The 14,770-nt window shown below is 59.5% G+C and carries 11 protein-coding genes and 2 pseudogenes; 10 read left to right on the plus strand and 3 right to left on the minus strand.

What is annotated here, in order from left to right; genetic code table 11:
- Positions 1 to 599: 599 nt before the first annotated feature.
- A complete protein-coding gene (locus KHO33_RS38525; protein ID WP_407946216.1) occupies positions 600 to 1,142 on the minus strand; it encodes a hypothetical protein in 543 nt (180 codons plus the stop codon).
- A gap of 501 nt (positions 1,143 to 1,643) precedes the next feature.
- On the opposite strand from KHO33_RS38525, the gene KHO33_RS38530 reads away from it, so the two are divergent.
- From KHO33_RS38530 to KHO33_RS38565, 8 genes are all read left to right on the plus strand, one after another.
- Complete coding sequence (locus tag KHO33_RS38530; protein WP_328822828.1) at positions 1,644 to 3,089, plus strand: ABC transporter substrate-binding protein; 1,446 nt, start codon at positions 1,644 to 1,646, stop codon at positions 3,087 to 3,089.
- Positions 3,090 to 3,226: 137 nt separating this feature from the next.
- Positions 3,227 to 4,324: a porin gene (locus KHO33_RS38535; RefSeq protein WP_200567928.1), complete on the plus strand. Its 1,098-nt coding sequence runs from the start codon at positions 3,227 to 3,229 to the stop codon at positions 4,322 to 4,324.
- A gap of 172 nt (positions 4,325 to 4,496) precedes the next feature.
- Positions 4,497 to 5,438 (plus strand): ABC transporter permease, encoded by a 942-nt coding sequence (locus KHO33_RS38540; RefSeq protein ID WP_200567929.1) that lies wholly within the window; start codon positions 4,497 to 4,499, stop codon positions 5,436 to 5,438.
- On the plus strand, positions 5,438 to 6,292 hold the full coding sequence (locus tag KHO33_RS38545; protein WP_200567930.1) for an ABC transporter permease: 855 nt from the start codon (positions 5,438 to 5,440) through the stop codon (positions 6,290 to 6,292). The genes KHO33_RS38540 and KHO33_RS38545 overlap by 1 nt, the downstream gene beginning before the upstream one ends.
- Before the next feature lie 3 nt (positions 6,293 to 6,295).
- Positions 6,296 to 7,510, plus strand: coding sequence for an amidohydrolase/deacetylase family metallohydrolase (locus tag KHO33_RS38550; protein WP_200567931.1), 1,215 nt, complete (start codon positions 6,296 to 6,298; stop codon positions 7,508 to 7,510).
- Complete coding sequence (locus KHO33_RS38555; RefSeq protein ID WP_200567932.1) at positions 7,507 to 8,526, plus strand: ABC transporter ATP-binding protein; 1,020 nt, start codon at positions 7,507 to 7,509, stop codon at positions 8,524 to 8,526. Before KHO33_RS38550 ends, KHO33_RS38555 begins: the two co-directional genes overlap by 4 nt.
- Positions 8,523 to 9,500 (plus strand): ABC transporter ATP-binding protein, encoded by a 978-nt coding sequence (locus KHO33_RS38560; protein ID WP_200567933.1) that lies wholly within the window; start codon positions 8,523 to 8,525, stop codon positions 9,498 to 9,500. Before KHO33_RS38555 ends, KHO33_RS38560 begins: the two co-directional genes overlap by 4 nt.
- 21 nt (positions 9,501 to 9,521) lie before the next feature.
- Positions 9,522 to 10,070: a RidA family protein gene (locus KHO33_RS38565; protein ID WP_236074817.1), complete on the plus strand. Its 549-nt coding sequence runs from the start codon at positions 9,522 to 9,524 to the stop codon at positions 10,068 to 10,070.
- 29 nt (positions 10,071 to 10,099) lie between these two features.
- On the opposite strand, the pseudogene KHO33_RS42420 reads toward KHO33_RS38565, so the two are convergent.
- Positions 10,100 to 10,807, minus strand: a pseudogene (locus tag KHO33_RS42420) (IclR family transcriptional regulator); the annotation flags it as partial.
- A 29-nt stretch (positions 10,808 to 10,836) separates the two neighbouring features.
- On the opposite strand from KHO33_RS42420, the gene KHO33_RS38570 reads away from it, so the two are divergent.
- A complete protein-coding gene (locus tag KHO33_RS38570) occupies positions 10,837 to 12,138 on the plus strand; it encodes an aminotransferase class V-fold PLP-dependent enzyme (RefSeq protein WP_236074819.1) in 1,302 nt (433 codons plus the stop codon).
- 301 nt (positions 12,139 to 12,439) lie between these two features.
- On the opposite strand, the pseudogene KHO33_RS38575 reads toward KHO33_RS38570, so the two are convergent.
- Positions 12,440 to 12,640 (minus strand): annotated as a pseudogene (locus KHO33_RS38575) (LysR family transcriptional regulator); the annotation flags it as partial.
- 155 nt (positions 12,641 to 12,795) lie between these two features.
- Between KHO33_RS38575 and dld the strand changes: the two are divergent.
- Positions 12,796 to 14,535 (plus strand): D-lactate dehydrogenase, encoded by a 1,740-nt coding sequence (dld, locus tag KHO33_RS38580; protein ID WP_200567936.1) that lies wholly within the window; start codon positions 12,796 to 12,798, stop codon positions 14,533 to 14,535.
- The last annotated feature ends 235 nt before the right edge of the window (positions 14,536 to 14,770 follow it).

The following is a 14,770-nucleotide window of genomic DNA, read 5'->3' on the forward strand; positions in this document are numbered from 1 at the left end:
GGGCTGTGTCAGGCGTATCCATTTGCGTGCTCCTTCGGAGAAAACGAGTGTGCAACTCCCGTTTTACTCCAGTCGGGCTTTCTGTCGCTGCCCTCCCACATAGCATCTAGGCAATCTCACTCAAAAGTCAAACAGGACCGGGCAGCCGAACATTCTCTACGAAACAAACCTACGCCGTACCCAGACGCGCGGGGCGCTTTTGCAACGCGTAGGCAGTTCAGCGGGGATGTGTGTCAGGCTCATCTGTATGCCAGACCAACCGATAGTTCGCAGCTATGAGAGGCTTGGATTTTGCAAATCGCTATGGCATCTGCCTCCTCGCCCGCGACAGGCCAACGGACATTGGATCCCTTTCTCAGGGCTTGAATTCTCGGATCATTGTTTTCACGCCATTCAACGGCCATCGTCAGCTGTCCTAAGATTGAGATGCTGACTCAAACATCCCGTTCCTTCGGCGCATGTCTGGCACCGGGGAACGGGTGTCGATGGAAGCATGCCGCATGCGCCTCCATGCGAGGGACCACTGATCGCCTTGCGCAAGTATCGACCGCGCTTGCCTGGGGCGCGCGGGGACTTTCCCTGCCAGGCCTGGTATGTCATCAGAAGGCGTCGTGAGGGCTCTGATCGTTGAGCAGATCCATGCTGTTCTGGGTCAACCGAAGCACGCCCTCATTGTCGAAATAGAAGTGGTAGAGCTGATACCACGGACCGTCCTTGAAGCGGTACGTCCATACCTCCCGCTGCGTCAACGGAAAGTAAGCCTTGTCCTCAGGTTGGCCAAAGCTGATCAACACGTCATGCCTGGTCCATTTACCGATCTCGGCGCGAGAAAACCCGTCCCTCTGCAGGACCTGACGGACACTGACGATTCTGGACATGCGATCGACGTCCGCCGCGGTCGTCACTTCACCCATTGGCTGCGTCGGCCACATGAGACGCTTGCCGCCATCCGGTAGCAGATAGACCTCATGCGGAGGACCGAGCCTCGCGATGAGGGCAGAGTCGGATTGCCCTGTCTGAAACCCCTGCCACGGCTGCGCGCAGCCGCTCAACGCCAGCAGCGGAATCATGGTCAAAAAAGGAAGGTGGCTGCACGGGACTCTCGGGGCAAAGCGTGCAGCAAGGCTGAAGAGAGTTGACATGCCGAACTCCAGATTTGAGTCAACATGCTGCATTTGACCTGGCCGGCAAAAAATTGGTTCCTGATGCCTGGAACACGACAGATCGCCGTCCCGCTGACGCGACGAACGACCGTTCATGAGGCTGTCGGGCAGGCATCCGGCGAACGCGTTCAACCCAGATAGTGACCGGGCGGGGCGTTGCCTGACAGACGGCAATCGCGCCTTGATCGCGGCAACGTTCGTGCAGAAAGCGTCGCGCCATGCGTAAGCAGCCTTCCACACTTTCAATCACATCTCCGCAGACGTGTCGATCAAGTCTGCCGGCAGATTCTCTTGTCTGCGGGTAATCACCTATCCGAATACGGTTGACGTCATCTGGCCGGACTTTTATTCTAATCGCAGTTGTGAAATGTATATCGTAATAAAGGAATATTCATGCGGGCTCGCAGACTGCTTTCCATCGGGGTCATGGTGTTCATGGGATTGGCGACTCTGGCGGACGCGCAGACTCGTGGCGGTATCGTGAACGTTGCACTGGTCGGCGAGCCGCCGACGCTGGACCCGATGACCTCGACTGCCGACGTGGTGGGGATCGTCACACAAAACATCTTTGAGACGCTGTACACCTTTGACAGGAACTGGAATGTGACGCCACTGCTGGCCGAGGATCTGCCTGCGGTGTCGCCTGATGGTCTGGTGTATACCATCAGGCTGCGTCGTGGCGTCACATTCCACGACGGTGAAAAGATGCAGTCCGCCGACGTGGTGGCATCGCTCACACGCTGGACCAGGGTGGCGACGCGCGGGCGCCAGGCGGCTGGGCATATCGCAAAGATCGAGGCAGTCGACGCCGTGACGGCCCGCATCACGCTGAATGCGCCGTACGCGCCATTGTTGTCGCTGCTTGCTTTCAACAACTCCGCGGCCGTGATCATTCCGGCAAAGTACGAGGCGACTGCGGTGGCGCCTCCTGTCGGGACGGGTCCGTACATGCTCAAGGAGCGCAAACCCGATCAATACATCCGCCTCGTTCGCTTCAACGGATACAGGTCACGTGCGGGAGCGCCAGATGGCTATGGTGGTGCGCGTGAGCAGTACCTCGACGAAATTCGCTTTGTCCCCGTACCGGATCCCAGTACCCGTATCGAAGGTGCGGTTGCAGGCCAGTTCGATTATGTTGATTCGATCCCGGTGGAATCGTACGCCCGTCTCAAGGGCCAGTCGAAAACCAGACCGTTGCTGATCAAACCATTCGGCTATCCACTTTTCGTGCTGAATACAAAAGAGGGGGTAACGAAGGATCTGAACACGCGCCTTGCGATTCGCGCGGCGCTGGGTGAGTCTGACATGCTGACCGCCGCCTTCGGCGACAAGCAGTTCTTCTCGCCGGATCCCGCGTTCTACCCGCAAGGCTATACGTATCACACAATGACGGGTACCGAGGGGGCTTACAACCTCGGCGATCCTGAAAAAGCCACTGCGCTCCTCAAGAAAAGTCACTACGACGGCAAACCGCTCCGCATCCTGACCAGCCGCCAGTACGAATTTCACTACAAGATGGCGCTCGTCGCGGCTGAATTCCTGAAGGCGGCCGGCTTCAAGGTAGATCTTCAGGTCGTTGACTGGGCGACGTTGACACAACGGCGTACCAACCCTGAGCTTTGGGACATCTACATTACCCATAGCCCGTTCCTGCCGGAACCGTCGTTGATGAGCATGCTGTCCGAATCCTCGCCGGGCTGGTGGTCGACGCCAGCGCGAAAAGCAGCGGTGGAATCGTTCAATAGCGAAATCAGGCCGCAGCAACGTCTGGCGAAATGGGCGGTCATCCAGCAGACCATCTACAACGAAGTGCCTGCCATCAAGATCGGCGATTTCAACGCATTGGCCGCCCAGTCTCCTCGCCTTCAGGGCGTCGTGCCGTCACCCTGGCCGTACTTCTGGAACGCCTATCTCAAAACAAATTGATTGATAAGGGTTGATGCCCGGTACATGCGGAAACCGCATCGCCGCATCGACCAGGTCTGCGTCTGGCAGGCTACACGCGTGCATGAACGGCAGAGCATGCACGCTCAATCAGAAAACCCACACAATAGGGGACAATAATGCAGACACGCCGCTTTTGCGTATTCTCGGCCGCGTTGCTTTTTTGCGGGGCCGTCCAGGCCCAGACGGTCCAGCTTTTCGGGATTGTCGACGTCAATGTCCGCTCAGTGCACAACGGCAATGCCGGCACTGCGATCGGCATGGGCGATGGCACGTTGAATGCGAGCCGGATCGGCTTTCGTGGACTCGAGGACCTGGGCGGAGGTTTGAAGGCAGGCTTCTGGCTCGAAAACGGCTTCAAACCGGAAAATGGCGCACAGTCCAGTTCCACCTCGTTCTTTAATCGCCGCTCCACGGTCAGCCTGATCAGCGACCGCTACGGCGAGCTCAGGCTCGGACACGACAATGCGCCAGCCTACTTCAATCTGATCACGTTCGACCCGTTCGGCGGCGGAGGGGTCGCGTCGTTCATCAACCTGTTTACCGCTGGCGCATTTTCCACGCCACTCATGTCGGGTGCCGCAACGATTTCGCGGACCGACAACAGCGTTGGATACTTCCTGCCCGACAACCTTGGTGGCGTTTACGGTCAGGCGCAATATTCCTTCAACAATGATGCTGCGTACGGCAACAAGCAGCTTGGTGCACGGCTCGGATATGCCAGCGGTCCGCTCAATGTCGCTGCTGTCGTCAACAGCACGCAACTGGCCCACAACTATGATTTCAATCTGTACGATATCGGATTCGCGTACGCCATCAGTCGTGCCCGCCTCATGGCTCAGTACTCCTATATGACAACTACATTGACCGGAAACTACGCGCAGCGAAGTGGCCAGCTGACGTTTCTGGTCGGCGCAACTATTCCGATCGATCTTTACCAGATTAACGTTGCGTACAGTAATGCCCGGGGTACCGGTGCACTCGACGGCCTGAAGGCGGATCAGTACGCGCTGGGTGGTATCTATAATCTGTCGAAGCGGACCGCGCTCTACACGGCGGTGTCGGCGATCAAAAACCGCGGCAAGAGTGGCTATATCACGGGACCGCTCCCCGCCGTCACTGCATCGACCATGAGTTCCAGTGGGGTGTTTCAGGCCAGTAACATGACTGGCAAATCGTCAGTGGGGATGGAATTGGGCCTGCGTCATCTGTTCTAGGAGCCGGAGCCAGGACGATCCTGTGAGGCTGGGCCGACCCCAGCCTGGCGGGTTGTTCCGGATCCGGGTCTCGCAGCGGGCATGGGTCGCGCGGTACATGATTTCTGGAGCAGGCGACGAAGGTTGGAAAATCAGGTGATTGATTGTTGGGTCGCCGTAGCGGAATACAGGTATGCCTAAGTTTATCTTCAAGCGATTCATCGGTATGTTGGTGGTCATGTTTCTGGTGGTAACGATCGTGTTCGTCATTGTGCGAATCGCGCCCGGTGACCCCGCAGCAGTAATGCTTGGCCCTGACGCGACCGTGGCCGATATCGTCAGTCTGCGGCATCAGCTAGGGCTTGATCAACCGCTGCCGATCCAGTACGGCCTGTTTATTGAACGGGTCGCGCAGGGTGATTTTGGCACGTCAATTTTTCTTAACCGCCCTGCCATGTCGGCGGTCGTCGAGCGCGCCGAACCTACCTTCTTTCTGACAGTGTTTGCTCTGGTGATTGCGATCGTGATCGCGCTGCCTTTGAGCATGCTCGCCGCATACTGGCGTGGCTCGTGGTTCGACCAGATCGCAACCACCCTGTCGATGCTCGCCGCGAGCATTCCAAGTTTCTGGCTTAGCCTTCTGCTGATTCAGGTGTTCGCGGTGAAGTATGGATGGTTCCCGGTCTCTGGATACGGTGGTGCCGGCGCGGGTTTCTTCGAGCGCCTGCACCACCTGTTGCTGCCGGCCGTCGCCCTGGGTACGGCTTCGTCGGCAATCATCGCCCGTTTCAGCCGCGCGAGCCTGCTTGACGTGCTGGGCGAAGACTATGTGCGTACCGCGCGCTCGAAGGGTATGAGTGAAACCCGTGTGGTCGTGGTACACGCACTCAAGAACGCGCTGATTCCGATCCTGACGATCATTGGCCTGACCGCCGCGCTGCTGGTGTCCGGAGCGGTCGTGATCGAGACGGTGTTCGATTTGCCCGGTGTCGGCAGTCTGGTCGTGTCCGCGGTACTGCGCCGCGACTATCCGGTGATCCAGGCGGCGCTGGTCGTGATCTCGGGGCTCTACGTTCTGGTCAATTTCCTGATCGACATGCTGTACGTAGTCGTCGATCCACGCGTGAGGTTTTGATGGCTGTCGTTTCAACTGTATTTGCGCGTAACGTCTCCCTGCTTGTGCGGCGTCGAACCGTGGCGCTCGGCTTTCTGGTCCTGGCCACTATCGTGGTGCTGGCAGTTTTCGCACCGCTTGTCACACCGTACTCTCCGAACAAGCTGTCGATCATCCATCGACTCCAGCCGATCGGGCCGCAACACTGGTTCGGTACAGACGGATTTGGCCGCGATGTGTTCTCCCGAACTATCTACGCGGGCCGCCTGTCATTGCTGGTTGGGGGCGCGGTAGTGGTTGCCGCGTCAATGCTCGGCGTCGGACTCGGATTGTTCTCTGGCTTTTTCCGGCGACTCGACCCGATCCTTAGCCGTCTCGTCGACGCGATGATGTCGTTTCCTGACATCCTGCTCGCGGTTGCGGTGGTGGCCGCACTCGGTCCGTCGCTGGCTGCCGTGATCGTTGCACTGAGCATCGTTTATGCACCACGGATGGCACGCGTCGTCCGTGCCTCGACGCTGGTCATCAGCGAACTGCCTTACGTGGAAGCAGCGCGTGCGCTCGGCGTATCGACGTCGAGGATCATGACGCGCCATATCCTGCGCAATCTCGTGTCGCCAATCCTGGTTCAGGCGACGTTTATTTTCGCGAACGCGATGCTGGCTGAAGCTGGCCTGTCGTTTCTGGGGCTCGGCGTCGACCCTTCCGTGCCGACCTGGGGAACGATGCTCGCCGATGGCCGACAGTACGTCGGGCAGGCCGACTGGCTGACGCTGTTTCCTGGCATTGCAATCTTGCTGGCAGTGCTGTCGCTGCAATTGATCGGCGACGGTCTGCGTGATCTGATGGATCCCCGCCTAAAAAAGGATATCTGACTCATGTCTCTCAACTCTGAACCTTCAGGGCCGCTGCTCATTTCGAACGTTCGCCCGGTCGGTTTCGGCGCAGGCGTGGACGGCAGCCTGACCAATATCCTCATCGGCGAGGACGGTTGCGTGCTCGCGCTCGGGTCCCACATGCAGGCCCCGGAGACGGCGCGGGTCGTCGATGGACAGGGCAGTTGGATCTCCCCTGGCTGGACCGATCTGCATGCGCACGTCTGGCGCGGCGGTACCGATATTTCGATCGACCCGTCCGTTTGTGGTATCGAGCGCGGCGTGACAACGATCGTCGATGCCGGTTCGGCCGGTGAGGCAAACTTCGCCGGCTTTCGCGAATTCATCATCGAGCCTGCGCGTGAACGGATCAAGGCGTTCCTGAATCTGGGCTCGATCGGCCTGACGGCGAGTCGCCAGGTCAGCGAGCTGACCGACATGCGCTCGGTCAACATCGACCGGATCATGGCCTGCGTGGAAGCGAACCGGGACGTGATTGTCGGCATCAAGATCCGCGCGAGCGGGATGATTACGGGCGGTTGGGGTATCACGCCGGTAAAGCTCGCCAAGCGTATCGCGAAAATATTGAAACTGCCAGTGATGGCGCATGTTGGAGAACCCCCGCCCCTGATCGACGAAGTACTGGCCGAGTTGGGGCCGGGCGATGTCGTCACGCATTGCTTCAATGGCAAATATGCCGGATCAATCATCGAGGATGACGACCTGTTCGCGATGGCCGAGCGTTGTGCGGCAGAAGGCATCCGGCTGGATGTTGGTCACGGTGGTGCGTCATTCTCGTTTCGCACCGCGAAGGTAGCGATTGAGCGGGGCCTGCTGCCGTTCACCATTTCGACCGATGCTCACGCACGTTCGGTCGACGGCAAGGTATGGGATCTCGGCACGACGATGTCGAAATTGATCGCACTCGGCATGCCGTTCGACAAGGTAATCGAAGCGGTGACCATCGCGCCGGCATCGATCATCGGTCTGCCCGTGAGCGGGCATCTCGACATAGGACGCCGCGCGGAATTCACGGTGTTTGATCTGGCCGATTCCGATCTGGCCGTGATTGATTCATCGGGGCAACCGGCTCGCCTGAAACAGTTGATTGAACCGCGCTGGACAGTGCTCGGCAATAGTGCGACACGCGCGTCCCGTTACCAGCCCCTGGTCAAGGGTAGTGCATGCCCGCATTGTGGAGGCGCGTTGCTGCGATGACCGAGCTTGCAAGTGACGAGATACTGCGTGTTGACCGGCTACAGACACATTTCGAACTCGGAACACGAGTGGCGAAATCCGTTGATGGCGTGAGCTTTTCGGTACGGCGCGGTCAAACGGTTGCAGTCGTTGGTGAATCCGGGTCCGGAAAATCGGTGACCAGCCTGTCGGTCATGGGCTTGCTCAGTCGGCCTGGGCGGATCATCGGCGGGAAAATTCTCTACAGAACCCGTTCGGAGCACGTTGTCGATCTGGCATCGCTGCCGCAGCGCACCTTGCGCGCGATGCGCGGGCGAGAGATCGCGATGATCTTCCAGGAGCCGATGACGAGTCTGAATCCGCTCTACACGGTTGGTCAGCAGATTGACGAAATGATCAAGCTGCATGAACCGCTGGGGTCGGCGGACAGGCGTGCGCGCGTGAAGCAGATGCTTGACCTGGTGGAAATTCCTGACGCGGCGCGCCGGATCGATGAATATCCGCATCAGATGTCGGGCGGGATGCGGCAGCGCGTGATGATCGCGTTGGCGTTGTCCTGCAATCCATCGTTGTTGATCGCCGATGAACCGACCACCGCGCTTGACGTCACCATCCAGGCACAGATTCTGGACCTTCTGCGACGCCTGCAGGGTGAGTTGGGCATGTCGATCCTGTTCATCACGCATAACCTGGGCGTGGTCGCAGAGATCGCGCACGACGTGGTTGTGATGTACGCCGGCCGCGTGGTCGAACAGGCGCCGGTCGATACGTTATTTGCGCATCCGAAGCACCCGTACACGCAGGGGCTACTCGCATGCATGCCCGACGCGCGTCGCCATCGCACCGAATCTGGTGTGCCGCTGGCCTTGCAACCCATTCCCGGAACGGTCCCGAACGTCACCGACCTGCCTGATGGATGCAGCTTTTCGCCGCGGTGCAGGTTCGCGCAGCCGAATTGTGCAGTTAATCCAGGGCCTGATCTGCTCGTTTCGGGTCCCAACCGTTTCTCGCGCTGCTGGTATCACGAAACACTATGAATCATCTGCATTCCGTGAACGACCACTTACTGCTGAAAGTCGAAGGGCTATCGAAGACTTTCGAGACAAGAAGCGGCCTCGTCAAGGCCGTTGACAATGTCAGCTTTGATGTTCCCCGCGGCAAGATCGTCGGCCTGGTCGGCGAGTCGGGTTCGGGCAAGACCACGATCGGACGCTCGCTGCTTCGTCTGGTCGAACCGTCTGCCGGACACGCCCTGTTCGAAGGGGTCGATCTCTTCAGTCTTAGCGAAAGCGCCCTGCGCCCCTACCGGCGACGGCTTCAGATCGTTTTTCAGGATCCGTATTCCAGTCTGAATCCGCGCCTGCGTATCGATCAGATTATCGGTGAAGCGCTGGACACTCACGGTCTGGCACGTGGTGCTGCACGTGCTGAACGTATTGCTGAACTGCTGACGCTCGTCGGGCTGCGGCCCGAGTTCGCCCAGCGTTACCCACATGAATTTTCTGGCGGACAGCGCCAGCGCATCGGGATTGCCCGCGCGCTCGCGGTCGAACCCGCGTTTATTGTCGCTGATGAACCGGTCTCGGCGCTTGATGTTTCGGTGCAGGCTCAGGTTCTCAATCTGCTTCTGGATCTGCGCCGTACATTCGGACTGACCATCCTGTTTATCTCGCACGATCTCTCGGTCGTCGAGTATCTGTGCGACTACGTGACCGTACTTTATCTCGGGCGCGTGATGGAAAGTGGGCCGAGTCGCAGCGTGTTTTCAAACCCGCGACACCCGTACACACGGGCCTTGCTATCGGCGTCGCCCGTGCCCGACCCGGCCGCGAAGCGGCAGCGCGAGGTGCTGCGAGGTGATATCCCGAGTCCGCTCAATCCACCTTCAGGGTGTGTGTTCCGAACGCGTTGCCAGCATGCGAGCGATGCGTGCGCCCATGTCGCGCCACAACCTGAAGTCGTCGGCGCCGAACACACGGTCGCCTGCATTCGCCAGTCCGAATTAGCCTGATTGATACCAATGACAACTGCCGTGACCGATCTCCTGAACTCTTCCGCGTATCGCTCTTCACCGTACGAAAAACTTCAACAGCTTGGAATTGTTCTTCCGTCCCGCCCCGCCCCGATCGGCAACTTCGTGACCCATGTTCTCGAAGGAAATATGCTGTACCTGTCGGGTCAAGGCCCGACCGAGCCCGATGGGCGACTTTACTCCGGGCGAGTGGGCGATGGCGTCACCACGGAGCAGGCGTACCAGCACGCCCGGCTGACCGCCATCAATCTGATCGCGGTGATGCATGAAGCACTTGGCGACCTGTCGCGCGTCCGACGCATTGTGAAGCTGCTCGGACTGGTCAATGCTTCGCCGGCGTTCGCTGAACATCACAAGGTCATCAATGGGTGTTCAGACCTGATGGCCGAGGTATTCGGCGAATCGGGAATTCATGCGCGCTCGTCGCTCGGTATCGCATCGTTGCCGGGCAACATTACCGTCGAGATCGAAGCGATTGTGGCCGTGGATGAGCGGGAGCCGATGCGGTTTTCGACCACGGCGGCGGCGCCGCGGACGGCATCGATATAGTGGTTACGCGCTTCGCTCAGTTTCTGTTCAGGCAAGACGATCGATATGGTCGCCAGACAGTTGCCGCTGGCGTCGCAGATCGGCGATGCGATACAGGCCACCGAGAAGTCGGATTCGCCAACCTGAATCGACAGACGGTCGGACAGCGCCTGGGCCGATTCGGCCGCAAGCGTGCGGGCATCGGTCGGCGCCGTGCCGGTTGGAGATGCCCGGGCGCAGCGCTCGAACAGCGCGATACGCTCGGCAAGGGGCAAATGACCAACCAGCAGGCGACCGGATGCCGTCCAGTTCAACGGCACGCGTGTACCCACCTGCGACGTGATGCGAAAGTAGCCCGGCCCTTCTGCCGCCGCGAGCACGACCATGTGATCGCCCTCACGGCCACACAGCTGGACGGTTTCGTTGAGCGTGCGGCCGAGCTCATGCATTTGCCGGTTCGCCGCAGCGTAGAAGTCGATGCGGCGCGCGTAGGCGAGACCGTAGTAATGCAACCGTGGCCCCAACCAGACCGTCTTGTTCGGAGCGCGGCTCAGAAGATTTTTTTCAAGCAGATCTTCGATCAATGTATAGACGGTCGACAGGGGCGCGCCGACTGCCTTCGCAACCGCGTAAGCACTGGCCGGGCTGTCAGTTTCGTAAAGATAGTCGAGGATCTGGAGCACGCGGTCCATCGCGCCGACCCGGGTTCGCCGGCCCGCGTCAGGAGTGGACGACTCTCCAGTCTGGTGTTTCGTCATGTCATCTCTCTCTGGAACTGGAATGCTGGGTGAAATCGACGCTCAGTACGATCGCCGCATTCGTTATTGTGGCATATTGTCCATTAATACGGGATAGACAGCCTGGCACAGGTCGACCCCTCATTCCTTCAAAAAACACCATGAACCAATCCGATATCAACAGCCGCCTGGGGCTTCATCCCGTTATCAACGTCGCCGGGACGATGACCTATCTGGGGTCGTCCATCGTTGTGCCAGAGGCAGTCGAGGCGATCAGCGCGATGTTGCCGCACTTCGTTGACATGAGCGCATTACACCGTCGCGCAAGTGAAACGATCGCGCGAGCGTGTGGGGCTGAAGCAGGCTTCGTGACCGCGTCTTGCGCTGCCGGCATATCCCTTTCAGTCGCGGCGGCTATGACGGGTGACAACCTGGCGGCGATTGAACGGCTGCCGGATACCAGCCTGCTTAAAAACCGGGTGGTGATTCAGGCTGGTCACATGGTGCACTATGGGGCGCCACTCGAGCAGGCAATCCGCCTGTCCGGTGCGGTCGTCGTGCCCGTGGGGCAGGCGACCCAGTGCTTGCGGCACCAGTTAGAGGCGTCACTGGGAAATACGACCGCAGCGGCGGTATACGTTGTCTCGCATCACACGGTGCAATTCGGACAACTGCCGCTCGACGAGTTCGTCGCCGTCTGTCACGCGCAAGGCGTTCCCGTGATCGTTGACGCGGCGTCCGAGTACGATCTGCGTCGTTTTATCGCCACCGGTGCCGACGTCGTGCTGTATTCGGCGCACAAGTTCCTGGGCGGACCGACTGCCGGTATCGTAGCCGGCAAATCGCAACTCGTCCGCAGCATCCGGCTCCAGAATCGCGGCATCGGTCGCGGGATGAAGGTAGGCAAGGAGAGCATCGTCGGCACGATCGCCGCGCTTGATGCCTGGGAAAAACGCGATCATGCCGCAGTGCGCGCACGAGAGAACCGGATTCTCGGTCTATGGCATCGCGCCTTCGCGCAATGCGCCGGCGTGCAGGCGGCAATCGTGCCGGATCCGACCAGTAATCCGCTCGATCGGTTGAAGTTGATTATCGACCCGTCACTGGCGCGAATTACCGCATGGGATCTGGCTGATTTGCTGGCAGCGGGAAACCCGTCGCTCGTGGTTCGGGATCATGAGGTCGAGCATGGCTTCTTCCTGCTCGACCCCTGTAATCTGCATGACGGACAGGAACAGACGGTGGTCGAACTGATCAGCGCGGCACTGGAGGCGGCGCGGCTGAGCCCCGAACCGATTATCACGGGGCTCGACACCCGCAGGGCCAATCGGGCTCGCGCTGTCCTTGCATGAGGGGCTGGTTGAGTTGCTGGCAAAGGAAATCATGGTGTTCGGGGCAACGGAACGGCACACCGACAATCCTGGTACATGCCGTAAGGCGTTGCGTGGGCCAAGCAGGAGGCAACGCGGATCATGCAAAGTCCCTGGCTCGAGTAGTCACTCATTTTTATAAAAACAGGACTGGTTGGCTATCGATCACGCCGTGTGGAATTTACTGAACCAAATCCCGGGGAGCAGCTCACCGCGAATCCGCACCCCGTGCACTTACCGGCCCGGCTGTGCCGGCCGGCTTAATGCGATCTTCATGATCACCGCGCGCTCGAAAGAGCCGTCCCGTTTCAGTCGATTCGATGCGGCGCGGATGCCGAATAAACAGCGGTGCGCCGATTTCCCGCTCGAGCTTCGGGATCTGTTTGCTCAAAGGCGGCTGGGCGATTCCCAGATGCGTCGCGGCATCCGTGAAATGCAGGTAATCGGCGATGGCGAGGAAGTAGCGCAACTGGCTAAATTCCATATCTTTTTCGCCTTCAAAAAGGGACTTCGGGATATTGGACTACTGACCAGCCTAATTTTAGCCGCTGTGTCGACCCGATGCACTCAAAGGTCGCAGCAGAAACAGCTGGGCGAAGGCGATGCTCGTCACGCTGAACGTCTCATGAGGAGAATACGATGTCAGTAGCACGCGCACCATTAGTCGCCGCTCCGGCCGACGCGGCCCACACGTTGATTGCGGAGTTGCGCACCATCGTGGGCACGAAGCACACCCTGACTGATGAAGGCGCGACCCGCCGCTTCCGCACCGGCTTTCGTTTTGGTGCAGGCAAGGCGCTCGCGGTGGTACGCCCCGGCACAATCGTCGAACAATGGAAAGTACTGCAGGCGTGCGTCGCGGCAAACGTGATTGTGATCACGCAGGCTTCGAACACGGGCCTCACTGGCGGTTCGACACCCGACGGCGACGACTATGATCGCGACATCGTGATCGTTAGCACGAGCCGCATGAAGAAGGTGTACGTGATCGACGATGGCAAGCAAGTAGTCTGCCTCCCCGGGGCGACACTCGACCAGCTGGAAGAAATGCTGAAGCCCCTTGGCCGCGAACCGCATTCGGTGATTGGCTCGAGCTGTATCGGTGCGTCGGTATTTGGCGGGGTCTGCAACAACTCAGGCGGTGCGCTGGTGCAGCGTGGCCCGGCGTATACGGAAATGGCGGCATTCGCACAGGTCGATGCGACGGGCCAACTGCACCTCGTCAACCATCTCGGGATCCAGCTCGGCGAGACACCCCACGACATCCTTGGCCGGCTTGAGCGCGGTGAGTTCTCGGATTCCGATGTCCGGCACAACGCCGGTGCCGGGTCGGATCACCACTATGCGAGCCATGTGCGCGAGATCGATGCCGATACGCCGGCGCGCTTCAACGCCGATCCGCAGCGCCTCCATGAAGCGTCAGGCTCAGCTGGCAAGCTGATGGTGTTTGCGGTACGGCTCGACACGTTTCCGATCGAACAAAACGCAAAGGTGTTCTATATCGGCACGAACCGGCCCGACGAACTCACCGATATCCGCCGTCATGTGCTGCACGACTTCGAAGCCCTGCCAATCTCGGGCGAATATCTCCATCGAGACGCTTTCGACATCGCGGAGAAGTACGGCAAGGATATGTTCCTTGCGATCCACCATCTCGGCACGTCGCGCCTGCCCGCGTTGTTCGGTCTGAAAAGCCGCTTCGATGCACTGTTCGATCGGCTCGGCTTTTTCCCTTCACATTTCACTGACCGCATAATGCAGGCTGCGAGCCGGCTGTTCCCGAGCCATCTGCCGCCGCGAATGAAAGAGTATCGCAACAATTACGAGCATCACCTGATGCTGAAGGTTGCGGCCGAAAATTTCGAAGAGACGCGTGCGTTTCTCGCAAGCTACTTCGCGAATGCCACCGGTGGTTATTTCGAATGCACCGCTGACGAAGGCAGGAAAGCGTTTCTGCATCGCTTCGCTGCCGCCGGTGCTGCCATCCGCTATCGCGCCGTGCACACCCGGGAAGTGGAAAACATCGTCGCGCTCGACATTGCACTGCGCCGCAACGATCGCGACTGGATCGAGACGCTGCCGCCCGACATCGAAAAGATGATCTCCATCAAGTTGTACTACGGCCACTTCCTGTGCCACGTGTTCCACCAGGATTACATCGTCAAAAAGGGCAACGACTGCCTCGAAGTCGAGCACAAGATGTGGACGCTGCTGGATCGCCGCGGCGCTGAATACCCAGCGGAACACAACGTCGGTCATCTGTACCACGCGAAGCCCCAGCTCGCCGCGTTCTATCGGCAGCTCGATCCATGCAACTGCTTCAACCCCGGGATCGGACAGGCGTCGAAATTCGCGAAGTACCGGGAAGCCGCGGTCTAGCTGCCGTCTATTGCCGATAGGTAAAGTTGTCGCCGGCCATCCTGCTTGACGTTTATCTAGCGCTGGCTTTTGCGTGTCACGAACCGCCGTGAAGCGCGAATCCGACTGAGCGTGCCGGACTTATCCACCGCTGAGGTGGACATCCCTGGGGATAACCTGAAGGTGCCGGAATGTAACTGTCTGACGCGCCACGGATTCTGTCGTGCTGCCTCATGGTGAGGCAGGTCGCAGCCGG

The sequence above is a fragment of the Paraburkholderia nemoris genome, from assembly GCF_905221015.1.
GTDB classification, from domain to species: Bacteria; Pseudomonadota; Gammaproteobacteria; order Burkholderiales; family Burkholderiaceae; genus Paraburkholderia; species Paraburkholderia nemoris.

What these genes read in the sequence shown, in the direction of transcription:
- KHO33_RS38535 (WP_200567928.1), top strand. Translation starts at nt 3,227, where the DNA reads ATGCAGACACGCCGCTTTTGCGTATTCTCGGCCGCGTTGCTTTTTTGC.
- KHO33_RS38550 (WP_200567931.1), top strand. Translation starts at nt 6,296, where the DNA reads ATGTCTCTCAACTCTGAACCTTCAGGGCCGCTGCTCATTTCGAACGTT.
- KHO33_RS38560 (WP_200567933.1), top strand. Translation starts at nt 8,523, where the DNA reads ATGAATCATCTGCATTCCGTGAACGACCACTTACTGCTGAAAGTCGAA.
- KHO33_RS38540 (WP_200567929.1), top strand. Translation starts at nt 4,497, where the DNA reads ATGCCTAAGTTTATCTTCAAGCGATTCATCGGTATGTTGGTGGTCATG.
- KHO33_RS38525 (WP_407946216.1), bottom strand. Translation starts at nt 1,142, where the DNA reads ATGTCAACTCTCTTCAGCCTTGCTGCACGCTTTGCCCCGAGAGTCCCG.
- KHO33_RS38555 (WP_200567932.1), top strand. Translation starts at nt 7,507, where the DNA reads ATGACCGAGCTTGCAAGTGACGAGATACTGCGTGTTGACCGGCTACAG.
- dld (WP_200567936.1), top strand. Translation starts at nt 12,796, where the DNA reads ATGTCAGTAGCACGCGCACCATTAGTCGCCGCTCCGGCCGACGCGGCC.
- KHO33_RS38545 (WP_200567930.1), top strand. Translation starts at nt 5,438, where the DNA reads ATGGCTGTCGTTTCAACTGTATTTGCGCGTAACGTCTCCCTGCTTGTG.